The sequence below is a fragment of the Pseudorhodoferax sp. Leaf274 genome, assembly GCF_001422445.1.
GTDB lineage: Bacteria > Pseudomonadota > Gammaproteobacteria > Burkholderiales > Burkholderiaceae_C > Pseudorhodoferax.
The window spans coordinates 92,771-116,907 of record NZ_LMNA01000010.1 but is presented as its reverse complement, the minus strand read 5'-3'; the positions used below and the strand labels follow the sequence as shown (position 1 = coordinate 116,907).

Below are 24,137 nucleotides of genomic sequence, written 5' to 3'. Positions count from 1 at the left end.
GCACTACAACTTCCATCGGCCGCACTCCGCCGTCTCGCACCAACCTCCCGCCTCCAGACTCGGCTTTGACGGGAACAACGTCCTGAGAAACTACAGCTAGAGCAACTGCTCCGGCGTGAACGGCGCCACCAGTTCCAGCAGCAGCCGATCCCACCAGCTGGCGTCGGGTTCGCTGTGCAGCACGGTGGGCACGTCGTCGTCCTCGCCGTGCCACTCGATTGCGCCGCCCGCGCCGGCCTTCACCCGCCACACGCCTTGCTCGCGCAGCACCTGCGCCAGCCGCAGCATCTGGCCGGCCAGCGTGCGGCTGCGGATGAACAGGCCCATCTCGGTGTTGTGCACCGCCGAGCGCGGGTCGAAGTTCAGCGAGCCGACGAACAGCAACTCGCCATCGATCACGGCGGTCTTGGTGTGCAGCCGCCCCACGGCCGCGCCGAACAGCGGCAGCAGGGGGCTGCCGGCCACGCGCCGGCTGCTGACCTCGTCGATCTCCACGCCCAGCGCCACCAGTTCGGCCCGGTAGCGCCGGTAGGCGGTGTGCACGAAGGGCTCGTCGCTGGCTGCCAGCGAGTTGGTGATCAGCTGCACCGAGGCGCCGCGCCCGCGCGCCTCGCGCAGCACCTGCAGGCCCTGGGGACCGGGAACCAGGTAGGGCGAGCACAGCAGCACGCTGCGGCGGGCCCGGCGGATCGCCTCGACCAGGTTGTAGCGCACGCTGTCCACGTCCTGCAGCGGCACGCCGCCGTACTGCGCCTGGTAGCCGATGGCGCGCTCGGGCGTGTCGGCGTAGGCCTCGGCGGTGGCCCAGACCAGGCTGAGCCGGCCTGCCTTCAGCTCCTGCGAGACCGGCGCATAGCCCAGCATGTCGTTGGGCGGTGGCGGGCGCGGGGCGGGTGCGAGGGCGCCCGCCGTCAGGGCTTCGAAGCGCGCCTGCCGGACGGCGGCGTCGCCGTCGGCCGGCACCAGCCGTGCCAGCGGCACCACGTGGGGGCTGTTCCAGTAGCGGTCGAACAGTTGCCCCAGCCGCGGCAACAGCGCGCCGGCCACCAGCACGTCCAGGTCCAGGAAGTTCTCGCCCGCGGTCTGGAAGAAGTAGCGCGCGCCGATGTTGCGCCCGCCCGCCACCGCCAGCGCGCCATCGGCCAGCAGCAGCTTGTTGTGCATGCGGCGCTGCAGCCGGTCGAACTCCCACAGCCCTGCCGCGAAGCGCAGCGCCACCTTGCGGCTGCGCACGGGAATCGGGTTGTACAGCCGCAGCTCGACGTTGGGCGTGGCCGCCAGCGCGTCGAGCAGTGCACCGTCGCCGCCGGTGTACAGGTCGTCCAGCAGCAGGCGCACGCGCACGCCGCGCTGCGCCGCATCGCGCAGCGCGCGCAGGAAGTGCAGGCCGGTGGCGTCGGTCTCCAGGTGGTAGTACTGCACGTCCAGCGTATGGCGGGCCCGGGCGATCAGCGCGAGCCGCGCGTCCAGCGCGAAGTCGCCGCTGGGCATCAGCCGAAAGCCGCTGAGCTCGGCGTCGGGCTGGGTGGCGCGGGCGGTTCGCGTGAGCGGTGCGTCCGCCACGGCGGGCAGGGCCTGCGAAGGCGGGCCGGCCAGGTCGGGCGGCAGGCTGGCGCAGCCGGCCAGCGCGCACAGCAGCGCCAGGCAGGCCAGCAGGCGGCTTGAGGCCGGTGCGCCGGTCGCGCTACAGGGCATGCGTCACCAGCCGGAAGTCCGGATCCTCGGGGAACGGCTTGATCGCGAAACCCAGCGAGCGCATGAGCTTGAGCATGTTGGGGTTGACCGACAGCACCAGCCCCTGGATCTCCGACAGGCCCTTGTCGCGCGCCACCTGCATGATGGCGTCCATGAGCCGCGAGCCGATGCCCTTGCCGGCCATGTCGTCGGCCACGACGAGCGAGAACTCGCAGGTGGTCTGGTCCGGGTTGGTCACGTAGCGCGAGACGCCGATCACGCGTTCGGTCTCGACGATGGAGCCGTCGGTGGCCGCGCTGCGCTGCCGGAGCACGGCCACCAGCGCCATCTCGCGGTCGTAGTCGATCAGCGCGAAGCGCGCCAGCATGCCGGGCGGCAGCTGCGTCATCGACGACACGTAGCGGAAGTAGCGGCTCTCGGGCGACAGCGCCTGCACGAAGGTCTGCAGCATGTGGGCGTCGCCCGGATGGATCGGCCGGATGGTGTATTCGCCGCCGCCGCGCAGCGGCAGTTCCTGCTCGTAGCGGGCCGGGTAGGGCAGGATGGCCAGGTGGTTGTAGATGCCGCCGGCCGTGCCCAGGCTCTGAGGCGCATGGTCGACGACGATGCGCGCATCGACGGCCACCACGCCGTTCTCGTCCACGATGAGCGGGTTGATGTCCATCTCGCGCAGCTGCGGCAGTTCGCAGACCATCTCGGACACGCGCAGCAGCACGCGCTCCAGCGCCTCCATGTCCACGGGCGCGGCGCCGCGCCACTCGGCCAGCGTCCCGGCCACGCGGGCGCGCTCGATGAGCCGGCGCGCGAGGAAGCGGTTCAGCGGCGGCAGCTCCATGGCGCGGTCGCGGATCAGCTCGATCATGGTGCCGCCGGCCCCGAACACGATGACCGGGCCGAACGGGTCGTCCGTCACCATGCCGATGCAGATCTCCCGGCCGCGCTGGGCGCGCGCCATCTTCTGCACCGTCACGCCGTGGATGCGCGCGCCGGGCTGCAGGCGCGCCACGCGCTCGACCATGTCCTGCCAGGCATCGCGCACGGCCGCGCCGCTCATGATGTTCAGCGCCACGCCCTGCACGTCGCTCTTGTGCGTGATGTCGGGCGAGTCGATCTTCAGCGCCACCGGAAAACCCAGCTGCGTGGCGATCATCATGGCCTCGGTGGCGTTGCGCGCCAGCGTGGTCTGCGTGACCGGGATGTGGAAGGCCGACAGCAGGGTCTTGCTCTCCATCTCGGTCAGCACCTTGCGGCGCTCGGCCAGCACGCTCTCGATGAGCAGGCGGGCCGCCTCGATGTCGGGCTTGGCCAGCGTGGACAGCGGTGCCGGCGTCTGCTGCAGCAGCTGCTGGTTCTGGTAGAACGAGGCGATGTTGCCGAAGGCGCCGACCGCGGCCTCGGGCGTGCGGAAGTTCGGGATCGCCGCCGCGTTGAGCACCCGGCGCGCCGCACCCACCGAGGCCTCGCCCATCCAGCAGGCCAGCAGCGGCTTGGCGATGCCGGCCTTGGCCGCGGCCAGGGCCTGGGCCACGTCGTCGGCCGGGCCGCCGGGCTTGGCCGAGTAGATGGCCAGCACGCCATCGACCTGGCGGTCGCGCGCCGCGGCTTCCACCGCCGCGCGGTATTGCGCGGCATCGGCGTCCTCGGACAGGTCGATCAGCTCGGCCAGCGAGGCATGGGCCGGCAGCTGCGGCTGCAATGCGGCGGCCGTGGCCTCGGAAAGTCGGCCCAGCTCCAGCCCGATCTCGTTGGCCCAGTCGGCCGCCAGCACGCCGGGGCCGCCGCCGTTGGTGACCACGGCCAGGCGCCGGCCCACCGGCCGGTAGCGCGAGGCCAGGCACTTGGCAGCAGAGAACAGCTCGACGAAGGAGCGCACGCGCACGGCGCCGGCGCGGCGCAGCGCGGCATCGAACACGTCGTCGGCGCCGACGATGGCGCCGCTGTGGGTCTGCGCCGCCGCGTTGCCGGCCGGCCGGCGGCCGGCCTTGAGCACCAGCACCGGCTTGGCGTTGGCGGCCGAGCGCAGCGCGCTCATGAAGCGCCGCGCGCACAGGATGCCTTCCAGGTACAGGATGATGCTGTGCGTGGCCGGGTCGTTGGCCATGAAGTCCAGCGCCTGGGCGATGTCCACGCCCGGGTTCGGCCCCAGCGCCACCACCGAGGAGAAGCCCACGGCATTGGCGTGCGCCCAGTCCAGCATGGCCGCCGAGAGCGCGCCAGACTGCGCCACCAGGCCCAGCGGCCCGGGTGCCGCCAGCGCGCCCAGCGCCGAGGCGTTCAGGCCCAGCGCCGGGCGCTGCAGGCCCAGGCCGTTGGGGCCCATCAGGTGGAAGCCCTCGCGCGCGGCGATGCGGTGCAGTCCGGCCGCCAGTGGGGCGTCGATGCCGCTGCCCAGCACCAGCGCGGCGCGGCAGGCGATGCGGCCCACCAATTCCAGCGCCTGGGCGATCCGGTCGGGCGGCAGCGCGACGATGGCCAGGTCGGCGCGGGCCTGGGCCAGGTCGGCCAGCGTGCCGCTGGTGTGCACGTCCAGGAAGGACAGCTGGCCCTGGAAGCGCTGCGCGCGCAGCGCCCGGTGCAGCTGGCGCGCCTGCGGCGTGAGCTGCTCCGGCGTGCCGGGGTCGCCGGCCAGCACGACGACGGCCTGCGGTGCGAAGAGCGGGGTCAGGTAGTGCTTGTCCATGGTGGATCGATTGTGAGGGGCGCGGCAGCCGCCCAGGTGGCAGCCGCGAGAATCGCCGGATGCAAAGCAAGCGAAACGAGGGCCCGGCGCGCTGCGTCATGGTGCTGGGCACCACCAGCGGCGCGGGCAAGAGCTGGGTCACCACGGCGCTGTGCCGCTGGTATGCGCGCCAGGGCTTGAGGGTGGCGCCCTTCAAGGCCCAGAACATGAGCAACAACGCCCGCGTGGTGGAGGGCGGCGAGATCGGCAGCGCCCAGTACTTCCAGGCGCTGGCCGCGCGCGCCGTGCCCGAGGTGCGCATGAACCCGCTGCTGCTCAAGCCCGAGCGCGACACCCACAGCCAGGTGGTGCTGCTGGGCCGCGTCGACGCCGAACTGACCGGCATGCCCTGGCGCGCGCGCAGCGCCAGGGTCTGGCCGCAGGTGGCGCAGGCGCTGGACGCGCTGCGCGCGGAGAACGACGTGGTCGTCATCGAAGGCGCGGGCTCGCCGGCCGAGATCAACCTGGCCGACAGCGACATCGTCAACATGCGCGTGGCCGCGCATGCCGGCGCGCGCTGCCTGCTCGTGACCGACATCGACCGCGGCGGCGCCTTCGCCCACCTGTACGGCACCTGGGCGCTGCTGCCGCCGGCCCAGCGCGCGCTGGTCCACGGCTTCGTGCTCAACAAGTTCCGTGGCGACGCGGCGCTGCTGGCGCCCGCCCCGCAGATGCTGGAGCAACTGACCGGCGTGCCCACCGTGGCCACGCTGCCGATGTGGTGGCAACACGGGCTGCCCGAGGAGGACGGCGTGTTCGACGACCGCACGCGGCAGGCCGGCGCCGTGCAGCGCACGGTGGCCGTCGTCGCCTACCCGCGCATCAGCAACCTGGACGAGTTCCAGCCGCTCAAGAACGTGGCCGGGCTGCGCCTGGCCTGGGTGCGTTCGCCCGCCGAGCTGGCCGGCCTGTCGCCGGCGACCGACTGGATCGTGCTGCCCGGCTCCAAGCACACCAGCGGCGACCTGGCGTGGCTGCGTGCCCAGGGCCTGGACGCGGCCATCGCCGGGCATGCGCAGGCCGGCGGCGCCGTGCTGGGCATCTGCGGCGGGCTGCAGATGCTGGGCGAGGCGCTGGTCGACCCGCACGGCATCGACGGCAACGCGCCGGGCCTGGGCCTTCTGCCGCTGGTGACCCAGTTCGCGCAGGACAAGACCGTGCGCGCCACACGCACGCGTTTCGGCACCGTGCAGGGGTCCTGGCAGGCACTGTCCGGCCTGGCGGTGCAGGGCTACGAGATCCACCACGGGCAGACCGAGGCGCACAGCGCCATGGCGCGGGCCGGCGACCTGGCCACGGCCGTGCTGCCCGACGGCCTGGGCTGGCAGGGCGGCAAGGGGGGCCACGCCCAAGTGCTCGGCGTGTACCTGCACGGGCTGTTCGAGGACCCGGGCGTGCTGCAGGCCCTGTTCGGCAGCGCCAGCCAGACGCTGGACCAGGTTTTCGACGGCCTGGCGGACTTCGTGGATGCGCATGTGGGCGCGGCGTTCCTACACAATCTGGTGCACTGATAATGCAACAATTCGGTACACTTTCTCGCTCATAAACCGAGCGACCGAAATTGACCACAAGCTACAACTTCTGGCTCGTTGCGTTGTCGGTGGCCATTGCCGTCGTGGCTGCCTATGCCACCCTCGGACTGGCGGGGCGTCTGGCCTACAGCCGTGACCGGTCCTGGAGGGGTTGGCTGGCCGGTGGCGCGCTGGCCATGGGCTTCGGCATCTGGGCCATGCATTTCGTCGGCATGCTGGCCTTGCGCGTGCCGATCGAGTTCAGCTACCAGGCGTGGTGGACCGGCCTGTCGATGCTGCCGGCCACGCTGGCTTCGGCCGGTCTGCTGCTGTTGATCCGCAAGGTCGCCAAGCCGAACGCCGGCCATGTGCTGCTGGGCTCGGTGATCCTGGGTTCGGGCATCGGCGCCATGCACTACAGCGGCATGATGGCCATCGAGCTGGCGCCGCCGATCCGTTTCGACTGGGGCATGGTGCTGGTGTCCGTGGGCGTGGCCGTGGGGCTGTCGATCGCCGGGGTCTGGCTGGCCTTCCGCCATGCGCGCCAGTCCGGCCCGGCCTGGACGCGCGTGGTCGGCGCGCTGGTCATGGGCTGCACCGTGGCGGCCATGCACTACACCGGCATGGCGGCGGCGCGCTTCGCCGACAACTGCGTGAGCGTGCCCAGCGCCTGGGGCGTGCCGGGCACCGGCCTGGCGGCGGCCGTCAGCGTGCTGGCCTTCGTGGTGCTGGGCTTCACCATCCTGCTGACGCTGATGGATGCGCGCATGAGCGAGCGCAACTCCGAGCTCATGCACGACCTCCTGGCGGCCAAGGAGCAGGCCGAGCAGGCCGCGCGCGCCAAGAGCGACTTCCTGGCCAACATGAGCCACGAGATCCGCACGCCCATGAACGCCATCATCGGCATGTCGCGCCTGGCGCTGCAGACCGACCTCACGCCGCGCCAGCGCAACTACGTGGAGAAGGCGCACCGCGCGGCCAAGGGGCTGCTGGGCATCATCAACGACATCCTGGACTTCTCGAAGATCGAGGCCGGCAAGCTGACCATCGAGCAGGTGCCGTTCCGGCTCGACCAGGTGCTGGACGACCTGGCCAACCAGGTCGGCTTCAAGGCCGACGAGAAGGACCTGGAGCTGGTGTTCGACCTGCCCAGCGAGGTGCCGACGCTGCTCGTCGGCGATCCGCTGCGCCTGGGCCAGGTGCTGCTCAACCTGGCCAACAACGCGGTCAAGTTCACCGACCGGGGCGAGGTCACGGTCGGCGTGCGCGCGTTGCGCACCGACGTCGGCCATGCCGAGTTGCAGTTCCACGTGCGCGACACCGGCATCGGCATGACGCCGGCCCAGGTCGAGACGGTGTTCGAATCCTTCACCCAGGCCGACACCTCGACCTCGCGCCGCTACGGCGGCACCGGGCTGGGTCTGGCGATCTCGCGGCACCTGGTGGGCCTCATGGACGGGCGCATCTGGGCCGACAGCCAGCCCGGCAAGGGCTCGTGCTTCCAGTTCGTGCTGCCGTTCGTGCGCCAGGCCGAAGCCGCCGAAGGCCAGGCCGCGCCGCGCATGCCGCTGGCGCAGCAGATCGAGGGCCTGCGCGCGCTGGTGGTGGACGACAACGCCATGGCCCGCGACATCACGGCCGCGCTGGCCACGGAAATGGGGCTCCGGGTGGACACCGCCGCCAGCGGCGAGGCGGGCGTGAAGGCCGCGTCCGAAGCCGCGCGCGACGGCAAGCCCTACGAGCTGCTGCTGGTGGACTGGAAGATGCCCGGCATGAGCGGCGTGGAGGCGCTGCGCCAGCTGCAGGAGCAGCACGTCGACCATGCGCGGGCCAGCATCATGGTCACCGCCTATGCGCGCGAGGAGGTCATGGAATCCGCCCGCTCGGCCGGCGTCTCGCTGCAGGCCGTGCTGACCAAGCCCGTCACGCCGTCCACGCTGCTGGAGACCATCGGCGAGGTGCTGGCGCCCAAGTCCGCGGCCGCGCCGGCCACGCCCACGCTGCTGCCGGGCGCCGCCGCTGCCGCGCTGGCGGGCGCGCGCGTGCTGCTGGTGGAAGACAACGCGCTGAACCAGGAACTGGCGCTGGATCTGCTCGGCCAGGCCGGGCTGCACGTCGTCGTGGCCGAGCATGGGCGCCAGGCGCTGGACATGCTGGCGGGCGATGCCGACTTCGACGGCGTGCTCATGGACTGCCAGATGCCCGTGATGGACGGCTTCGAGGCCACGCGGGCGATCCGCGCCGATCCGCGCTGGGCCAGGCTGCCGGTGCTGGCGATGACGGCCAACGCGATGGCCGGCGACCGCGAACGGGTGCTGGCGGCGGGCATGAACGACCACATCTCCAAGCCCATCGACGTGGAAGAGATGTTCGTGACCATGGCGCGCTGGATCCGGCCCAGGATGCGGCGGCCGGCCGTGGTGGCCAAGGCGGCGGCGCCGGTGCCGGCGAGCGCCGCGCCGGGCGCGCTGCCCGGCATCGACGTGACCGGCGGCCTGCGCCGCACCCAGAACAACGCGCAGCTGTACCGCCGCATGCTGGACAAGTTCGCCTCGGGCAACGCGCGGTTCGCGCAGGCCTTCACGGCCGCGCTGGACGGCGGCGACCTGACACTGGCGGCGCGGCTGGCCCATACGCTGCGCGGCACGGCCGGCACCATCGGCGCCAACGGGGTCTGGGAGGCCGCGACCGAGCTGGAGCTGGCCTGCAACCAGGGGCGCGGGCGGCAGCAGCAACTGGCCGCGCTGGCACGCGTGGGGCGCGAGCTCTCGCCCGTGCTGGCAGGCCTGTCGACCCTGCTGGCGCCCGCCGACGAACCGATCGCGCCCGCGGTGCAGGCGGCGCCTGCCCAGGCCCAGGCCACCTTGCTCAGGCTGGCCGGCGAACTGCGCGAACTGCTCGTCGAGTCCGACCCCGACGCGCTGAACCTGGGTGAATCGCTGCGCGCGGCGGCCGTCGGCAGCGCCGCGCAGCCGGTGATGGAGCAGGTGCTGGAGGCGGTGGGCGACTACCGCTTCGACGAAGCGCTGGAAGTGCTGGACCGCTGGAGCGCGCGCGCCTGACCGGCGCGGCCACGCGCCCGCGGCGCGCTCAGGCGATCGCCGGCGAGTCCGAGCCCGATGCCAGCACCTTGCCACTGGCCGAGTGCAGCACCTTGGCGCCGGTCTTCTCGCGGGCGGCGGAAGCCTTGTGCACGCGCGCGGCCTCGGCCTCTTCCTTGGCGCCCTTGACCATCTCGCCCACCCAGTTGACCAGCACGTTGGTGTAGGACTGGCTCCAGACCTTCTGCGACAGGGCGTGGTCCGCGCCCTTGATGACGCGGTAGGTCATGGAGTGGGCGCGCTGGAACGCGTCCAGGTAGTTCTTGATGACGGGGTGCGGCACCAGCGTGTCGAACTCGGACTCCACCATCAGCACGTCGCCCTCGAACTGCGCGGCCGCGGACAGCGCGCGGTTGCTGGCCGGCGCGACCACGCTGTTGCGGTAGGCCACCAGTTCCTCGCGGCTCAGCGCGTGCTTGGGCACCAGCCAGTCGGCATCCTTGTACAGCGCCGGCACGCGCATGCCGAGCCAGCGCACCGGCCGCAGCGTGGACAGGATGGCCGCCAGGTAGCCACCGTAGCTGCTGCCCACCACGGCCACGGCCGCGCCGTCCACCGAGGGGTGGCCGACCAGCACGTCGTAGGCGGCCAGCATGTCGGCCAGGTTGTCCTCGCGCGTGACGGCGTCGCGCGCGGCGCGGTCCTTGGCGTGGCCGCGCAGGTCGAAGGTCAGGCAGATGCAGCCCAGCGCCGCGATTTCGTGCGCCCGGGCGATGTACTGCTCCTGGCTGCCGTCCCAGCCGTGCACCAGCATGACGCCCGGCATCAGGCTGTTCGGGCCCACCAGGGTTCCGGCGATGCTGCGGTCGCCGACGGGAATGTGGATGCTGTTATGCCGGGTGGTCGTCATCGCTGGGGCGGTCTGTCTCGACGGTGGTGTACTTGGTGAGCTGGCCGACCTGGTCGTCCACCCCGCGGAAATAGACGACGGCACCCGGCGGCAGTGCGTCGCAGGGTCCGAAGACCTCGTAGCCGCTGGCGCGCACCACCCGGCGCTGCGGATCGTCCCGGAAGGCCTCCAGCGCGGCGATCTCCGCACCGGTGGCGCCGCCGGCGCGCCAGGACTGCTCCAGCACGCCGGAGCGCCATTCGCCGCCGGGCATCAGGCCCTGGGCCACGTCGTAGTTGATGCGCGAGGCGAAGAAGCCCGGGAAGCAGGACTGCGCGGCACTGTCGTAGAGCAGCGCCTGCTCGACCGCGATGCGCTCCTCGGGCAGCAGCGGCAAGGCCAGCAGCGCCTGGAAATCGCCGCGCACCACCGTCAGGTCGGAGCCGCCGTAGACCTCGGCGCCATGGTGGTTGGGCGTCAGGCGCTGGCGGCCGAAGTAGGTCGCCACCATGCCGGCCACATGCACCTGGCCCACGCTCAGCGTGTCCACCTCGCGCAGGTTCTGCTCGACGACCACGCCGTCCCTGTCCAGCAGGTCGTCGGCGATGCCGGCCAGGCAGGCGTCGAACGCGGCGCGGTCCTTGGCCACGGTCTGGCCATTGCCGCCGGTCTCGCGCACCACCTTGATGCGCACCGGGCCGTGCTGCAGCAGCCGGTCGGCGGCCAGCGCCGCGTCGGCGCGCGTGAAGGCCGTGAAGCCCGGCAGTACGGCGTCGCCCACCATGCGGCTGAAGGCCGGGTTCCAGCCCTCCGGCGCGTGCGCGTCGCCCGACACCAGAGGGTGGGTGATGGCCTTGGTCGAGACGAAGGGGCGCGGCACGACGCCGCCGAAGAAGTCGTCGCGGCCATGGATGCCCAGGTCCTGCGCACGTTCGACGCCGACGATGGTGTCGCTGGGCACGAGGTAGACCCGCCCCAATGGTGGCTGCGCGAATTCCTCGGACACCGCGTAGCCCTTGAGCCGGGCCAGCCGGCGCACGACTTCCATGCGGGTCATCTGTTCGTGGGCGCTGGCGTAGCCGCGCAGGCCCTGGGTGTAGGCCATGGCCGTGCCGGCCTCGCGCGGGGCCGCGGCGGATGCAGGGACGGCGGACAGCGGCCGGACCAGGTCGTGGCCCGGCAACGCGCTCATCACATCGGAGGGGGACGGTGGCAGCGTCATCGGGCACCTCGTTTGGAAATGGATGCCTGCACTATCGCCAAGGCGACGCGCCGGCCGCCATCCGCCGATCGCGGCATCGCCTGTGGGCGTTGGCCTACACCGGCGCGCGCGACAATCGCCGGGTGACAGAATCCGACACCCTTTCCCGGCTGCGCCTGCCGGCCATCGCCGACGCCGACGACACCGCGCTTGCCCAGCGCCTGCAGCACCTCCTGGACCACAAGACCAAGCCGCCCGGTTCGTTGGGCCGCATCGAGCAACTCGCCCGGCAGCTGGGCCTGATCCTGGCCAGCGAGGCGCCCGTGCTGCAGGCGCCGCAGATGGTGGTCTGCGCGGCCGACCACGGGCTGGTGGCGCAGGGCGTGTCGGCCTTCCCGCAGGAGGTCACGCGCCAGATGGTCGAGAACTTCCTGGCCGGCGGCGCCGCCGTGAGCGTGCTGGCGCGCCAGCACGCCATCGCGCTGACGGTGGTCGATTGCGGGGTGGCGCACGACTTCGCGGCGCGGCCCGGCCTGCTGGTGCGCAAGGTGGCGCACGGCGCGGCCGACAGCGCGTGCGGGCCGGCGATGTCGCCCGCGCAGTGCGCCGAGGCCATCGCCTGCGGCATGGCGCTGGTGCGCGAGTTGCCCGGCAACACGCTGCTGCTGGGCGAGATGGGCATCGGCAACAGCTCGGCCGCGGCGCTGCTCACGGCGCGCCTGACCGGCCAGGACATCGCCGCCTGCACCGGCTCGGGCACCGGCATGGCCGGCCCGGCGCTGGCGCACAAGCTGCGCGTGCTGCAGTCGGTGTACCTGCGGCACGCCCAGGCACGCACGCCGCTGGCCGCGCTGGCGGCTTTGGGCGGACTGGAGATTGCCACGCTGGTCGGCGTCGTGCTGCAGGGCGCGCGCGAGCGCCGCGTGCTGGTCGTCGACGGTTTCATCACCACCGCCGCGGTGCTGGTGGCGCAGGCGCTGGCACCGGCGGTGCGCAGCTACTGCGTGTTCTCGCACCTGTCGGGCGAACGTGGCCACGCGGTGGCGCTGGCCCACCTGGGCGTGCGGCCGCTGCTGGAGCTGGGCCTGCGCCTGGGCGAGGGCTCGGGCGCCGCGCTGGCCTGGCCGCTGCTGCAGTCGGCCAGCCTGTTGTTGCGCGAAATGGCCAGCTTCGCGGGCGCCGGCGTGTCCAATCGCGGCGAACTGCCCGGCTAGACTTTCCCGATGGACCACGACGCTTCCCTGCAGACGCTGGCGCCGCTCGTGGTCGAGGCGAGCGACGACGCCATCGTGGTCTGCGGACCCGACCTGCGCACGCTGTACGTCAACCCCGGCTTCTCGCGCCTGATGGGCTACCAGCTGGACGACCTGCGCGGCCGGCGGCCCGCCGACGTGCTGGCCGGTCCCTCGACCGACCTGCAGGCCCTGGCGGCCGCGCGCGACCCCGAGCAGCCCGCCAACTTCCGCATGGAGCTGCTGGTCTACACCAGCAGCGGCCAGCCGCTGTGGGTCTCGATCACGAGCAACGTGGTGCGCGATGCCGATGGCAGCGCGCGGTACATCTGCTCGATGTTCTCGGACATCACGCTGACCAAGGTGCACGAGGTGCTGCAGCACCGCGTGCTCGACGCCATGGTGCACGAGCTGCCGGTGGCCGCGCTGATGGGCCTGGTCTGCGAGGAGGTCGAGCGCATCGCGCCCGAGCTGTTCTGCACGGTGCTGGACGTGGACGAGCTCGGCATCCTGCACCCCCTGGCCGGCCCCAGCCTGCCGGTGGCGCTGGGCGAGGCCCTGGACGGGCTGCCGGTCGGGCCGCAGGCCGGCGGCGGCGGTGCCGCGGCCTGGACCGGCGACGCCGTGGAGGCCGTCGACATCGCCGCCGACCCGGCCTGGCAGAGCCTGTTGGACCTGGTGCTGCCGCAGGGCCTGCGGGCCTGCTGGTCCTGCCCGGTGCGGGCCAGCGACGGCAACGTGGTCGGCGTGTTCGCGCTGTACTTCGCCAGCTGCCGCGGCCCGAGCGCGTTCCACCGCAGCCTGGCCGAGATCTGCGTGCGCCTGTGCGCGCTGGCGCTGGAGCGCGAACGCGCGCGGCTGCGCATGGAGCGTCTGGCCAGCGTGGACATGCTGACGGGCCTGGCCAACCGCATCGCCCTGAAGTCGCGCGCCACGCAGCTGCTGGAGGAACTGGCCGGCAAGGGCGCGCCCATGGCCGTGCTGTGCATCGACCTGGACCGCTTCCGGCTGGTCAACGAGACGCAGGGCCCCGGCAGCGGCGACCAGCTGCTGCGCGAGACCGCGCGCCGGCTGATGGGCTGCGTGCGCAGCATCGACCTGACCGGCCGGCTGGGCGGCGACGAGTTCGCCGTGATCCTGCCGTCCTGCCCGGTGCGGCAGGCGGCCACGGCGGCCGAGCGGCTGCTGGCGGCGGTGGCCGCGCCGCTGGAGCTGCCGGGCGTGACGCTGCAGCCCACCGCCAGCATCGGCGTGGCCATGTTCCCCGACGACGGCACCGACATGGACACGCTGCTGCACCACGCCGACATGGCGCGCACGCAGGCCAAGATGGGCGGGCGCGGCGGCGCGCGCTTCTTCAACGAGGAGATGCAGCAGCGCACGCGCGAGCGCGTGGCGCTGGAGGCGGCGCTGCGCCTGGGCCTGCGCGACGGCGGCCTGCGCCTGTATTACCAGCCGCAGATCGACCGCCGTTCCGGCCGGCTGTACGGCGTGGAAGCGCTGGCGCGCTGGTCGCACCCGCAGCTGGGCGACATCCCCCCGGCGCGCTTCATCCCGCTGGCCGAGGAGGCCGGCATGGTGGCCGAGCTGGGCCGCTGGGCACTCGGCGAAGCCTGCCGCCAGATGGCGCAGTGGCGGCGCCAGGGCGTGCCGGTGCCGCGCATGGCGGTGAACCTGTCCACGCGCAACTTCGAGGAGGAAGGCCTGGTCGCCCTGGTCCGCGGGCTGCTGCACGCCCATGGCCTCTTGGCCAGCGACCTGACCCTGGAAATGACCGAGAGCATGCTGCTGGACGCCACACCCAGCGTGCTGGCCGCGCTGCATGCCCTGCGCGCCATGGGCGTGCATCTGTCGCTGGACGACTTCGGCACGGGCTACTCCAGCCTGAGCTACCTGCACCGCCTGCCCATCGACGAGCTCAAGCTCGACCAGAGCTTCGTGCGCGACCTGGCCGACAACGCCACCGCCCGCGCGCTGACCAACACCATCCTGCGCATCGGCGACAGCCTGAAGCTCACCGTGGTGGCCGAGGGCGTCGAGAACGCCCAGCAGGCGCAGTTGCTGGCCGAGCGCGGCAGCACCATCGTGCAGGGCTACCTGTACGGCCGGCCGATGCCGGCCGAGGCGCTGGCGGGCTGGCTCGTGGGCGCCAGCCAGCAGCAGTAGACCGCGCGCGCTGCCGGCGTGCTGCGCGGGCGCACCATTTCATCGCGCCGGCCCACGCACAGGCACCCCCGGAGGGCATGGATGGCTCCGCGCCGTGCGCCATTCAGGCGGGGTGGTCGCTCTTGGGTTCGTAGTCGCACCAGCGCGCCACGCCGCAGCGCCAGCACTGCGGCCTGCGCGCCTGGCAGACATAGCGCCCGTGCAGGATCAGCCAGTGGTGGGCATCGACCAGGTAGCGCGGCGGCACGCGCGCGAGCAGCCCTTGCTCGACCTTGTCGGGCGTCTTGCCCGGTGCCAGGCCGGTGCGGTTGGCCACGCGGAAGATGTGCGTGTCCACCGCCATGGTGGGCTCGCCGAAGGCCACGTTGAGCACCACGTTGGCGGTCTTGCGGCCGACGCCGGGCAGGGCCTGCAGCGCCTCGCGCGTGCGCGGCACCTCGCCGCCGTGCCGGTCGACGAGGATCTGGCAGGTGGCCATCAGGTTCCTGGCCTTGGTGCGGTACAGGCCGATGGTGCGGATGTAGCTCTCCAGTCCCTCCAGCCCCAGCGCCAGGATCTTGTGTGGCGTGTTGGCCACCGGGTACAGCCGGCGCGTGGCCTTGTTCACGCCCACGTCGGTGGCCTGGGCCGACAGCAGCACGGCGGCCAGCAGCTCGAACACGCTGGTGTATTGGAGCTCGGTGACGGGGTGGGGGTTGGCCGCCTGCAGCGTGGCGAAGAAGCTCTCGATGTCGTGGGGCGTCATGGCGCGGCAGTGTAGGAGTTCGGTGGAGGGCGCACTTCTACAATCGTGGGCTTGCCCCAGGAGATGGACCGCCCATGCATTTCGACTTCGCCAATCCCTACACCTCGGTGCGCACGCCGGTGTTCGCGCGCAACGTCTGCAGCACCTCGCACCCGCTGGCGGCCCAGGCCGGCCTGCGCATGCTGCAGCAGGGCGGCAACGCGGTCGATGCCGCCGTCGCAGCGGCTGCCGCGATGACGATCGTCGAGCCGGTCAGCAACGGCCTGGGCTCGGACGCCTTCTGCATCCTGTGGGACGGCCGCCAGCTGCACGGGCTGAACGCGTCGGGCCGCGCGCCGGCCAGCTGGACGCCGGGCTACTTCCAGGGCAAGTACGGTGCGGGCGCCGCCAACCCGCCCAAGCGCGGCCTGGACGCCGTCACCGTGCCGGGCGCCGTGAGCGCGTGGGCGGCGCTGTCCGAGCGCTTCGGCAAGCTGCCGTTCGCCGACCTCATGCAGCCGGCCATCGAGATCGCCGAGCGCGGCTACCTGCTGCCCGTGGTCGTGCAGCAGAAGTGGGAGGCCGCCACCGAGGAACTGCGCGGCCTGCCGGGCTTTGCCGACGCCTTCCTGCCCTGGGGCCGGGCACCGCGCGTGGGCGAGCTGTTCCAGTTCAAGGCCGCCGCGCGCGGGCTGCGCGCGATTGCCGAGACGCGCGGCGCAGCCTTCTATGGCGGCGAGATCGCCGCGGCCATCGCCAGGTTCTCGGCCGCGCACGGCGGCAGCCTCACGGCGCAGGACTTCGCCGGCTACCAGCCCGAATGGGTGGCGCCCATCGCTCGCGACTACCGCGGCCACACGCTGCACGAGATCCCGCCGAACGGACAGGGCATCGCGGCGCTGATCGCGCTGGGCATCCTCGAGCAGTTCGACATCGCGGGCATGGAGGTGGACGGCGTGGATTCGCAGCACGTGCAGATAGAGGCCATGAAGCTGGCCTTCGCCGACACCTACCGCTACGTGGGCGAGCCCGCCAGCATGGAGGTGACGGCCGAGCAGTTGCTGGACGACGCCTACCTGGCCTCGCGCGCCAAGCGCATCGACATGCGCCGCGCGCAGGACTTCGGCGCCGGCAACCCCGTCAAGGGCGGCACCATCTACCTGACCGCGGCCGACGAGGACGGCATGATGGTCAGCTTCATCCAGAGCAACTACATGGGCTTCGGCTCGGGCGCGGTGGAGCCCGATTTCGGCATCAGCCTGCAGAACCGCGGCCACGCCTTCTCGCTGCAGCCAGGCCACAACCAGGTGGCGCCGGGCAAGCGGCCGTTCCACACCATCATCCCGGCCTTCCTGACCAAGGACGGCCAGCCCGTCATGAGCTTCGGCGTGATGGGCGCCAACATGCAGCCGCAGGGGCACGTGCAGACGCTGGTGCGCATGCTGGACTACGGCCAGAACCCGCAGGCCGCCTGCGACGCGCCGCGCTGGCGCTACAACGCCGGCCTGGAGCTCAACGTCGAGTCGACCATGCGGCGCGCCACCATCGAAGGCCTGGCCGCCCGCGGCCACCGCATGGAGGTGATCCAGGACTCCTACCAGGACTTCGGCGCGGGCCAGTTCATCTGGCGCGCGGGCGACCCCCAGGTCGAAGGCTACGTGGCCGCCAGCGATGCGCGCCGCGACGGCCTGGCCGCGGGCTTCTAGAACACACGCAAGAGAGACTTCCATGCAATTCGCCGACCGCCTCAAGAACGTCGAGACCTCCGCCATCCGCGAGCTGTTCAAGCTCCTCGGCAAGCCCGGCATCATCAGCTTCGCCGGCGGCTTTCCCGACCCCACGCTGTTCGACGCCGAGGGCATCGCCATGTCCACCGCCGCGGTGCTGCGCGACACGCCCGGCCCGGTGCTGCAGTACGGCGCCACCGAGGGCTACGGCCCCCTGCGCGAGCAGTTGGCGCTGTTCATGGCCAACAAGGGCGCCCAGGTCCAGCCCGAAGGCCTGATCGTGACGACCGGCAGCCAGCAGGCGCTGGACCTGATCGGCAAGACCATGATCTCGCCGGGCGACAAGGTCATCGTCGAGGCGCCGACCTTCCTGGCCACGATCCAGTGCTTCCGCCTGTACGGCGCGAACGTGGTCGGCGCGCCCATCGATGCCGATGGCTTGCTGGTGGAGCCGCTCGAGCGCCTGATCGAGGAGCACCGCCCCAAGCTGGTCTACCTGATCCCGAACTTCGGCAACCCGCATGGCGCCATGCTGAGCCTGGAGCGGCGCCGCCGCATCCTGGAGATCGCCGCGCGCACCGGTACGCTGGTGGTGGAGGACGATCCCTATGGCGAGCTGTACTTCGACCAGCCCGCGCCGCCCTCGCTGCTGGCGCTGTCCGCCGAGGTGCCGGGCAGCCGCGAGTGGCTGGCGCACTGCGGCTCGATGAGCAAGATCCTGTCGCCCGGCCTGCGCGTGGGCTGGCTCATCGCGCCGCCCGCGCTGCTGGCCAACGCCACCATGTGCAAGCAGTTCAGCGACGCCCACACCTCCAACCTGACGCAGGCCACGGCCGCGCACTACCTGACGCTGAACCGCCTGGACGGCGCACTGGACCAGGTGCGCCAGGTCTACGCCGAGCGCGCGCGCGTGATGGCCGATCGCCTGCGCGCCGAACTGGGCGATGCCATCGTGTTCGATGCACCCAAGGGTGGCATGTTTTTCTGGGCGCGCCTCACCGGTGGGCGCGATGCGGGCGCGTTCGCGCAGCGCGCCATCGAGAAGCTGGTGGCTTTCGTGCCGGGCGCGCCGTTCTTCGCGCACGATCCCGACCTGTCCACGCTGCGGCTGAGCTTCGCGACGGCCGACGTGGCCAAGATCGAGGAAGGCATCGCCCGCCTGGGCCAGGCCTTGTGATGAAGGGGTTCGGCGGCCTGGGTGGCCTGGTCTATTCGACCGAGGCCGGCCGCATGTGCCCGGACTGCCGCCAGCCCGTCGCGCAGTGCGTCTGCAAGCAGGCCGCCACGGCGCCGCAGGGCGACGGCACGGTGCGTGTGCGGCTGGAGACCAAGGGCCGCAAGGGCAAGGGCGTGACCGTGGTCTGGGGCGTGCCGGTCGACGAGGCCGGGCTGCAGAAGCTGGGCAAGCAGCTGAAGGCTGCCTGCGGCAGCGGTGGCACCGTCAAGGACGGGCAGATCGAGGTGCAGGGCGACCACGTCACCATGGTCATGGAGACCCTGCGCAAGCAGGGCTACAACGTCAAGCGCGCAGGCGGTTAGGCGCTCGGGCGCTCAGGCGCCCGCCGCTTCCTCGGCCAGCGCCTTCTGCACCGCCGGTCGCTGTTCCATGCGTTCGCGGTGCGCGCGCGTGGCGGGCAGGCCGGCCAGGTCGACGCCGTCGCCTTCGAGCCAGCCGGCCAGCGTGTAGAGGTAGGCGTCGGCCACGGAATACTGCTCGCCCATCACCCACGGGCCGCGCAGCATCTGGGCCTCGATTAGCTCGAAACACTCGCGCATGTTGGACGCCACCTTGCGCTGCATGGACTCGTGTGCGGACTTGTCGTCGGCCCAGCGTGCGCCGCGGAAGCGGTGGGCATGGGCCACGTGCACGGTCGAGCACAGGTAGTTGTTGACGGCCTGCAGCTGCGCGAACGCGAAGGGGTCGTCCAGCGGTGCCAGGCGCGCCTGCGGTGCGCTCTGGGCGATGTAGGCCAGGATGGCGGGGGTCTCGGTCAGGGTGCCGTGTTCCGTCACGAGGGCCGGCACCCGGCCCTTGGGGTTGATGGCGAGATAGGCCGGCTGGCGCTGTTCGCCCTCGAGGAAGTTCAGCCGCGTGGTGCGGTAGGGCAGGCCGCTCTCCGCCAGGGCGATGTGGGAGGCTTGCGCGCAGGTCTTCGGTGCGTAGTAGAGCGTCAGCATGGGTGTCTCTCTGTGGTGGATCGGCGCGAGTGTAGGGGCCGGCCAGCCCATTTGTCCTACAGCCGCGTGGGCATTCCGGGCGGGGCCGGCACCGGCTCCGTCCGGCTTGCCGTGCGAGCGGCCGTTCCTAGACTTGGCGCATCGTCAGCAGGAACACAAGAGGTCCACCATGTCTGTGCAACAACGTACCCCGCAAGGCCAGCGCAGCCGGCCCTTCGCGTATTTCGGCCTGGTCTGCGCCTTCGCAGTCGGCGCTGCCAGCGCCCAGATCGCCGCACCCGCCACCGGCATCGACAGCTCGGGCAGCTACGAGCGCGAGCGCGCGGCCTGCCTCAACGGTGCCACGCCGCAGGCGCAGGACACCTGCCTGCGCGAAGCCGCCAACGCCCAGGCCGACAAGCGCAAGGGTGAGCTGCAGACGCAGGGCCAGGACCAACTGGTCGCCAATGCCATGCGCCGCTGCGATGCACTGGGCGGTGAAGACCATGCGGCCTGCACCGCGCGCGTGCTGGGCTACGGCAACCAGAGTGGCAGCGTGGGCGGCGGCGGCGTGATCCGCGAAGTCGAGACGGTGGTGGTGCCCCCCGGGCAGACCGAGGTGACCATCGAGCCCAAGACCGACAACCCGGTCCTGATCGTGCCGCGCTGAAGCGTTGCGCTCGCTGTCTTCAGCGCGTCGCGCGCACGCGCCGGTCGTCGCGGGCCTGGGCCAGCAGGGGTGCAACCGCATCCGGCGCCAGCCCGTATTGATCGGCAAACACCGCTTCGCTCAGTCCACCCAGCTCGAACGCGCGCAGCAGGGCTTCACGCCGTGCGATGTCGGCGGCCTGGTCATGGTCGGCCTCGTCGAGCAGCGCTGCCAAGGCTTCCGGATTGACTTTGGCGGCAGCCGCATAGCCTGCGCGGTCGAGGCCGCTTTGCACGAACAGGGCCCGCACACGTGCGCGCAGGGCGGGCTGCAGGTCCTCCTTGCTGCGCGCCTGGCGGCGCTTGAACAGTTCGGTCATCGCATGGTGGTGGTGGTCCAGCGCCAGCGGGCCCACGGGCTGCCCATCGAGATCATGGCGCGCATCGCCGCGGGCCAGGCTTTCGAGGTAGCGCGACGACCGGGCATGCTGCCCCAGTGCCTCCTTGAGCGCGGCGGGTTCGAAGACGCCCGGGTGGCGTTCCATCAAATCCTGGAAGGTGCCCAGCTTGAGCGGGCGGAACCGCGCGCCGAACAGGGCGGGATGCAGCTCGGCCAGTTTCTCCAGCAGGGGATGGACGGGGCGGCCCTGCGGGCGCTGTTGCGGACCCTTGCGGCCGGGTTGGCTGCGACGCTTGCGTTGCGGCTGCGATGGGGCATCGGCCGGAGCCGGAGAGTTGGTGGAAGCGTCAGTCATTGCGCGGCGATTGTAGAAAGTCGGCCGCTGTCACAGCCGCTTGCAAATTTCTGGGTCAAAACGTGCATCCGTCACGTTGTCTGCGTGCCGATGTCACGGACTGTTCATCGAGCCCTGCCTACACTTTCGTTGCCCAAACGCAACAGGAGCCGCGCCATGCCATCCCCCCACGACGCACCGCCTTCCGCCTCGTCTTTCGTCACGTCTGCACTGCACGAGGGGCAGCAATTCATGCAGCGCCTTGCGGGTCGCGGAGCCGTCTGGTCGGACGCCTCGCCCCAGGCGCCGGAAGCTGCGGAAGGCCATGGCGACTGGCCCGACCTGGACCAGCGCGTGCGCGCCGTCGGCGAGTGGTGAATCAACCCTGGTGCACCTGCGCCAGGATCTCGTAAGACCGCACGCGGGCGGCGTGGTCGTAGATCTGCGTGGCGACCATCAACTCATCGGCCCCGGTGCGGGCAATGAACTCCTTCAGCTGGCGACGCACCGTGTCCGGTGAGCCGATCGCCGCGGCGCTCATGGTCTGGGCCAGGATGGCCTGCTCCGGCGCCGTCAGCTGCTCCAGATAGCCCGGCTTGGGCGGCTGCAGCCGGGACGGCCTGCCGCTGCGCAGGTTGACGAAGGCCTGCTGCATCGAGCTGGCCAGCAACTGGGCCTCTTCGTCGGTGTCCGCGGCGAACACCCCCATGCCCAGCATCACATGCGGTTTCGCCAGCTGCGCCGACGGCTTGAAGCGCGACCGGTAGATCGCAATGGCATCCATCATCGCGGCCGGCGCGAAGTGCGAGGCGAATGCAAACGGCAGGCCCAGCTCGGCCGCCAGCTGTGCGCCGAACAGGCTGGAGCCCAGGATCCAGACCGGCACCTGCAGGCCAGTGCCCGGAATCGCCTGGATGCGCGCGTTGGCCGCGGCCGGCGAGAGGTAGTGCATCAGCTCGACCACGTCCTGCGGGAAATGGTCGGGCGACTCGAACGCGTCGCGGCGCAGTGCGCGCGCAGTCGCCTGGTCCGAACCCGGCGCACGGCCCAGGCCCAGATCGATGCGGCCCGGGAACAGCGAGGCCAGCGTGCCGAACTGCTCGGCGATCACCAGCGGCGAATGGTTGGGCAGCATGATGCCGCCCGCGCCCACACGGATCGTTTTGGTGCCGCCCGCCACGTGGGCGATGACGACCGAGGTGGCGGCGCTGGCGATGCCGGGCATGCCGTGGTGCTCGGCCAGCCAGAAGCGCTGGTAGCCCAGGCGTTCGGCGTGCTGGGCCAGGTCGCGGCTGTTGTGGAAGGCCTGGGCGGCGTCGCCGCCCTCCACGATGGGGCAGAGGTCGAGTACGGAGAGTGCGGTCATGGCCGGCGATGCTAGCCATACCGGCAAAGCCGTGCTGGCGTGGTGCTACACCGTCTCAGGCGCCGAGCTGGTCTGCCAGGTCCAGGAAGTCGCGGCAGTGCAGGTCGTTCCCGGGCCGCGGTGACACGTCCTTGGGCGCGCCCGTGCCGAACTCCAGTGGCCGCTCGATGTAGGCGGTCTGCAGGCCGCAGGCGCGCGCGCCGGCCAGGTCGCTGTGGTGCGCGGCCACCAGCATGACCTGCTGCGGCGGCAGGTCGAAGACGCGCGCCACGCCCAGGTAGGTGGCCGGATCGGGCTTGTAGGCACGGAACACCTCGGCCGACAGGATGCAGTCCCAGGGCAGGCCGGCGCGCTTGGCCATGTTGGCCAGCAGGCCGATGTTGCCGTTGGACAGCGTGCACAGGGTGTACCGGCGCTTGAGGCGCTGCAGCCCGGCCAGCACGTCCGGCCATGGGTCCAGCCGGTGCCAGGCCTTGTTCAGGTCGCGGCGCGCATCCTCCGGCATGGCCTGCAGGCCGAAGCGCGGCAGGATGTGGTCCAGGATCAGGCGGTGCAGGTCGTCGATCAGCGTCCAGCCCAGCTCGCCCGAGCGCACGCGCTGCATGGCGGGCTGGTAGCCCTCGCGCCAGGCGCTGGCGAAGGCGTCGGCATCGACCTCGGGGTGCAGGGCGCGCATCTCGCGCGCGATGCTGGCGTGCCAATCGACGACGGTGCCGAAAGTGTCGAAGGCCAGCACGGTGGGTGGCGGTGGCATGCGTGTCTCCTGTGCGGGCGCAATTTGCGCGCCATTCATGACCAAATGTATCCAGCCGGTGTATCGTTCGGCGTTCGCCGCGAGGGGGTGGTGCCGGTGGCGGCGTCGCACTTGCTTGCGGCTCGGAGCGCCTGCCATTGTGTCTGCTTTGCAAAGCTGCATACCGGCGGGCCGTGGACGGGAACTCGCCGGAGCCGGCCCTGTCCACCGTGGCGCCTCCACTGGCCACGTCCGGATCCGGCTGTCCGGTATTTCGAGAGATCCCACAGGTTCATCCATGCCGATTCTGAAACCGTCCCTGCGCCCACGCGACCTGTGCGTGCCCCTGCTGATCGCGTTGCTGGCCGCCACCGGCTGCTCGCGCAACGGCGCCGGCGCCGGCGACGGCAAGGCCGCCGCGCCCGCTGCCGCACCCCAGGCCAAGGACGTGGGCGTGGTGACGCTCAAGACCGAGCGCATGCCGGTGACGACCGAACTGGCGGGCCGCACCGTGGCGCCCGTGATCGCGCAGATCCGGCCGCAGGTGGGTGGCATCGTGCAGCAGCGTTTGTTCACCGAAGGCACGCAGGTCCGGGCCGGACAGGTGCTGTACCAGCTGGATCCGGCCAGCTTCGAGGCCACGGCGGCCAGCGCCCGGGCCAACGTGCGCCGGGCCGAGACCACGCTGGCCACCGCCCGCAGCGTGGCCAGACGCAACGCAGAGCTCGTCAAGATCGACGCCATCAGCCAGCAGGTCAACGAGCAGACCCAGGCCGCGGCCGACCAGGCCGAGGCCGATGTGGCCGTGGCCCGCGCGGCCGAGCAGACGGCCCGCATCAACCTGTCGCGCACGCGCATCGTGGCGCCCATCAGCGGCTGGATCGAGCTGTCCAGCGTGACGGCCGGCGCGCTGGTCACGGCCGACCAGGCCACGCCGCTGACCACGGTGCAGCAACTCGACCCGATCAACGTGCACGTGACCCAGTCCAGCGCCGAGCTGCTGCGCCTCAAGCGCGAGCTGGCCAGCGGCCGCCTGTCGCGCGGCCGGGCCGACGAGGCGCCGATCCGCGTGCTGCTGGAGGACGGCACCGTCTACCCCCATGCCGGCAAGCTGACCTTCGCCGGCGTGACCGTGGACGCCGGCACGGGCAGCGTGACGCTGCGTGCCGTGGTGCCCAACCCCGACCGCCTGCTCATGCCCGGCATGTACGTGCGCGCCGTGCTCGAGGAGGGCGTGGCCGAGGATGCCGTGCTGGTGCCGCAGCAGGCCGTGACGCGCGCGCCCGACGGCAGCGCCTCCTCGCTGGTCGTGGGGCCTGACGACAAGCTGGTCAGGCGCGCCGTGACGGTCGGCCGCGCCGTCGCCAACCGCTGGCAGGTGCTGGAAGGCCTGCAGGCGGGCGACCGCGTGCTGGTCGAAGGCTCGCAGCGCGCCCGCGCCGGCGATCTCGTGCGCGCCAGCGAGGTCCAGCCCAAGCCCGGTCCCGGTACGCCGGCGCCGGTCAACGGCAAGGGCGGCCCCGGCCCCGGTTCGGTGGCCAGTGCCGGCCCGCTGGCCAACGCCAAGATCGTGCGCTGAGCGCCAGGAGTCCAT

At 71.7% G+C, this 24,137-nt stretch carries 19 protein-coding genes and 1 pseudogene; 11 read left to right on the top strand and 9 right to left on the bottom strand.

The annotated features are described in order from the left end of the window. Window positions 1–100, top strand: a pseudogene (locus ASF44_RS31775) (IS481 family transposase); the annotation flags it as partial. On the opposite strand, the gene ASF44_RS13850 reads toward ASF44_RS31775, so the two are convergent. Then, the gene (locus tag ASF44_RS13850) at window positions 97–1,695 is read right to left on the bottom strand and encodes a phosphatidylserine/phosphatidylglycerophosphate/cardiolipin synthase family protein (RefSeq protein ID WP_056899808.1); all 1,599 of its coding nucleotides are present in this window, start codon (window positions 1,693–1,695) and stop codon (window positions 97–99) included. The pseudogene ASF44_RS31775 and the gene ASF44_RS13850 overlap by 4 nt on opposite strands. Continuing rightward, the gene (locus tag ASF44_RS13845) at window positions 1,685–4,375 is read right to left on the bottom strand and encodes a bifunctional acetate--CoA ligase family protein/GNAT family N-acetyltransferase (protein ID WP_056899807.1); all 2,691 of its coding nucleotides are present in this window, start codon (window positions 4,373–4,375) and stop codon (window positions 1,685–1,687) included. Before ASF44_RS13845 ends, ASF44_RS13850 begins: the two co-directional genes overlap by 11 nt. Before the next feature lie 59 nt (window positions 4,376–4,434). Between ASF44_RS13845 and ASF44_RS13840 the strand changes: the two genes are divergently transcribed. Further along, window positions 4,435–5,925 carry a cobyric acid synthase gene (locus ASF44_RS13840; protein ID WP_056899806.1) on the top strand — a complete coding sequence of 497 codons (1,491 nt, stop codon included), beginning with the start codon at window positions 4,435–4,437 and terminating at the stop codon, window positions 5,923–5,925. Between the two features lie 50 nt (window positions 5,926–5,975). Then, window positions 5,976–8,987, top strand: coding sequence for a response regulator (locus ASF44_RS13835; RefSeq protein ID WP_156374495.1), 3,012 nt, complete (start codon window positions 5,976–5,978; stop codon window positions 8,985–8,987). Window positions 8,988–9,015: 28 nt separating this feature from the next. On the opposite strand, the gene ASF44_RS13830 is transcribed toward ASF44_RS13835, so the two are convergent. Together ASF44_RS13830 and ASF44_RS13825 are read right to left on the bottom strand one after the other, a co-directional pair. After that, the gene (locus tag ASF44_RS13830) at window positions 9,016–9,876 is read right to left on the bottom strand and encodes a S9 family peptidase (RefSeq protein ID WP_082524762.1); all 861 of its coding nucleotides are present in this window, start codon (window positions 9,874–9,876) and stop codon (window positions 9,016–9,018) included. Next, entirely contained in the window at window positions 9,857–11,077 is a 1,221-nt protein-coding gene (locus tag ASF44_RS13825; protein ID WP_235579218.1) for a DUF3182 family protein, read from the bottom strand. Before ASF44_RS13825 ends, ASF44_RS13830 begins: the two co-directional genes overlap by 20 nt. A 122-nt stretch (window positions 11,078–11,199) precedes the next feature. Between ASF44_RS13825 and cobT the strand changes: the two genes are divergently transcribed. Further along, on the top strand, window positions 11,200–12,270 hold the full coding sequence (gene cobT / locus ASF44_RS13820; protein ID WP_235579217.1) for a nicotinate-nucleotide--dimethylbenzimidazole phosphoribosyltransferase: 1,071 nt from the start codon (window positions 11,200–11,202) through the stop codon (window positions 12,268–12,270). A 9-nt stretch (window positions 12,271–12,279) separates the two neighbouring features. Continuing rightward, entirely contained in the window at window positions 12,280–14,454 is a 2,175-nt protein-coding gene (locus tag ASF44_RS13815; protein WP_056899804.1) for an EAL domain-containing protein, read from the top strand. A gap of 103 nt (window positions 14,455–14,557) precedes the next feature. On the opposite strand, the gene nth is transcribed toward ASF44_RS13815, so the two are convergent. Continuing rightward, window positions 14,558–15,199: an endonuclease III gene (gene nth / locus ASF44_RS13810; RefSeq protein WP_056899803.1), complete on the bottom strand. Its 642-nt coding sequence runs from the start codon at window positions 15,197–15,199 to the stop codon at window positions 14,558–14,560. A gap of 74 nt (window positions 15,200–15,273) precedes the next feature. Between nth and ASF44_RS13805 the strand changes: the two genes are divergently transcribed. Genes ASF44_RS13805 through ASF44_RS13795 form a run of 3 tightly spaced genes read left to right on the top strand, consistent with a single transcriptional unit; the run spans window position 15,274 to window position 18,444 of the window. Then, on the top strand, window positions 15,274–16,884 hold the full coding sequence (locus tag ASF44_RS13805; protein WP_056899802.1) for a gamma-glutamyltransferase family protein: 1,611 nt from the start codon (window positions 15,274–15,276) through the stop codon (window positions 16,882–16,884). A gap of 22 nt (window positions 16,885–16,906) precedes the next feature. Continuing rightward, window positions 16,907–18,082: a PLP-dependent aminotransferase family protein gene (locus ASF44_RS13800; protein WP_056899801.1), complete on the top strand. Its 1,176-nt coding sequence runs from the start codon at window positions 16,907–16,909 to the stop codon at window positions 18,080–18,082. Continuing rightward, complete coding sequence (locus tag ASF44_RS13795; protein WP_056899800.1) at window positions 18,082–18,444, top strand: translation initiation factor Sui1; 363 nt, start codon at window positions 18,082–18,084, stop codon at window positions 18,442–18,444. The genes ASF44_RS13800 and ASF44_RS13795 overlap by 1 nt, the downstream gene beginning before the upstream one ends. Before the next feature lie 12 nt (window positions 18,445–18,456). Here the strand turns inward: ASF44_RS13795 and ASF44_RS13790 are convergent, their stop codons facing one another. Continuing rightward, complete coding sequence (locus ASF44_RS13790) at window positions 18,457–19,083, bottom strand: glutathione S-transferase family protein (protein ID WP_056899799.1); 627 nt, start codon at window positions 19,081–19,083, stop codon at window positions 18,457–18,459. A 169-nt stretch (window positions 19,084–19,252) separates the two neighbouring features. On the opposite strand from ASF44_RS13790, the gene ASF44_RS13785 reads away from it, so the two are divergent. Next, window positions 19,253–19,732 carry a hypothetical protein gene (locus ASF44_RS13785; RefSeq protein WP_056899798.1) on the top strand — a complete coding sequence of 160 codons (480 nt, stop codon included), beginning with the start codon at window positions 19,253–19,255 and terminating at the stop codon, window positions 19,730–19,732. Between the two features lie 19 nt (window positions 19,733–19,751). On the opposite strand, the gene ASF44_RS13780 is transcribed toward ASF44_RS13785, so the two are convergent. Then, window positions 19,752–20,465: a ProQ/FINO family protein gene (locus ASF44_RS13780; protein ID WP_056899797.1), complete on the bottom strand. Its 714-nt coding sequence runs from the start codon at window positions 20,463–20,465 to the stop codon at window positions 19,752–19,754. Window positions 20,466–20,621: 156 nt separating this feature from the next. Between ASF44_RS13780 and ASF44_RS31770 the strand changes: the two genes are divergently transcribed. Then, complete coding sequence (locus ASF44_RS31770; protein ID WP_156374494.1) at window positions 20,622–20,822, top strand: hypothetical protein; 201 nt, start codon at window positions 20,622–20,624, stop codon at window positions 20,820–20,822. A 1-nt stretch (window position 20,823) separates the two neighbouring features. On the opposite strand, the gene ASF44_RS13775 is transcribed toward ASF44_RS31770, so the two are convergent. Together ASF44_RS13775 and ASF44_RS13770 are read right to left on the bottom strand one after the other, a co-directional pair. Further along, window positions 20,824–21,810, bottom strand: coding sequence for an LLM class flavin-dependent oxidoreductase (locus ASF44_RS13775; RefSeq protein ID WP_056899796.1), 987 nt, complete (start codon window positions 21,808–21,810; stop codon window positions 20,824–20,826). 55 nt (window positions 21,811–21,865) lie between these two features. Then, entirely contained in the window at window positions 21,866–22,564 is a 699-nt protein-coding gene (locus ASF44_RS13770) for a haloacid dehalogenase type II (protein ID WP_056899795.1), read from the bottom strand. 277 nt (window positions 22,565–22,841) lie between these two features. Between ASF44_RS13770 and ASF44_RS13765 the strand changes: the two genes are divergently transcribed. Continuing rightward, window positions 22,842–24,122, top strand: coding sequence for an efflux RND transporter periplasmic adaptor subunit (locus tag ASF44_RS13765; protein WP_056899794.1), 1,281 nt, complete (start codon window positions 22,842–22,844; stop codon window positions 24,120–24,122). Window positions 24,123–24,137: the final 15 nt, after the last annotated feature.

Coding starts and splice junctions, on each gene's coding strand:
- ASF44_RS13850 (WP_056899808.1), bottom strand. CDS start 1,695: ATGCCCTGTAGCGCGACCGGCGCACCGGCCTCAAGCCGCCTGCTGGCC.
- ASF44_RS13845 (WP_056899807.1), bottom strand. CDS start 4,375: ATGGACAAGCACTACCTGACCCCGCTCTTCGCACCGCAGGCCGTCGTC.
- ASF44_RS13840 (WP_056899806.1), top strand. CDS start 4,435: ATGCAAAGCAAGCGAAACGAGGGCCCGGCGCGCTGCGTCATGGTGCTG.
- ASF44_RS13830 (WP_082524762.1), bottom strand. CDS start 9,876: ATGACGACCACCCGGCATAACAGCATCCACATTCCCGTCGGCGACCGC.
- ASF44_RS13825 (WP_235579218.1), bottom strand. CDS start 11,077: ATGACGCTGCCACCGTCCCCCTCCGATGTGATGAGCGCGTTGCCGGGC.
- ASF44_RS13815 (WP_056899804.1), top strand. CDS start 12,280: ATGGACCACGACGCTTCCCTGCAGACGCTGGCGCCGCTCGTGGTCGAG.
- nth (WP_056899803.1), bottom strand. CDS start 15,199: ATGACGCCCCACGACATCGAGAGCTTCTTCGCCACGCTGCAGGCGGCC.
- ASF44_RS13805 (WP_056899802.1), top strand. CDS start 15,274: ATGCATTTCGACTTCGCCAATCCCTACACCTCGGTGCGCACGCCGGTG.
- ASF44_RS13800 (WP_056899801.1), top strand. CDS start 16,907: ATGCAATTCGCCGACCGCCTCAAGAACGTCGAGACCTCCGCCATCCGC.
- ASF44_RS13795 (WP_056899800.1), top strand. CDS start 18,082: ATGAAGGGGTTCGGCGGCCTGGGTGGCCTGGTCTATTCGACCGAGGCC.
- ASF44_RS13790 (WP_056899799.1), bottom strand. CDS start 19,083: ATGCTGACGCTCTACTACGCACCGAAGACCTGCGCGCAAGCCTCCCAC.
- ASF44_RS13785 (WP_056899798.1), top strand. CDS start 19,253: ATGTCTGTGCAACAACGTACCCCGCAAGGCCAGCGCAGCCGGCCCTTC.
- ASF44_RS13780 (WP_056899797.1), bottom strand. CDS start 20,465: ATGACTGACGCTTCCACCAACTCTCCGGCTCCGGCCGATGCCCCATCG.
- ASF44_RS31770 (WP_156374494.1), top strand. CDS start 20,622: ATGCCATCCCCCCACGACGCACCGCCTTCCGCCTCGTCTTTCGTCACG.
- ASF44_RS13775 (WP_056899796.1), bottom strand. CDS start 21,810: ATGACCGCACTCTCCGTACTCGACCTCTGCCCCATCGTGGAGGGCGGC.
- ASF44_RS13770 (WP_056899795.1), bottom strand. CDS start 22,564: ATGCCACCGCCACCCACCGTGCTGGCCTTCGACACTTTCGGCACCGTC.
- ASF44_RS13765 (WP_056899794.1), top strand. CDS start 22,842: ATGCCGATTCTGAAACCGTCCCTGCGCCCACGCGACCTGTGCGTGCCC.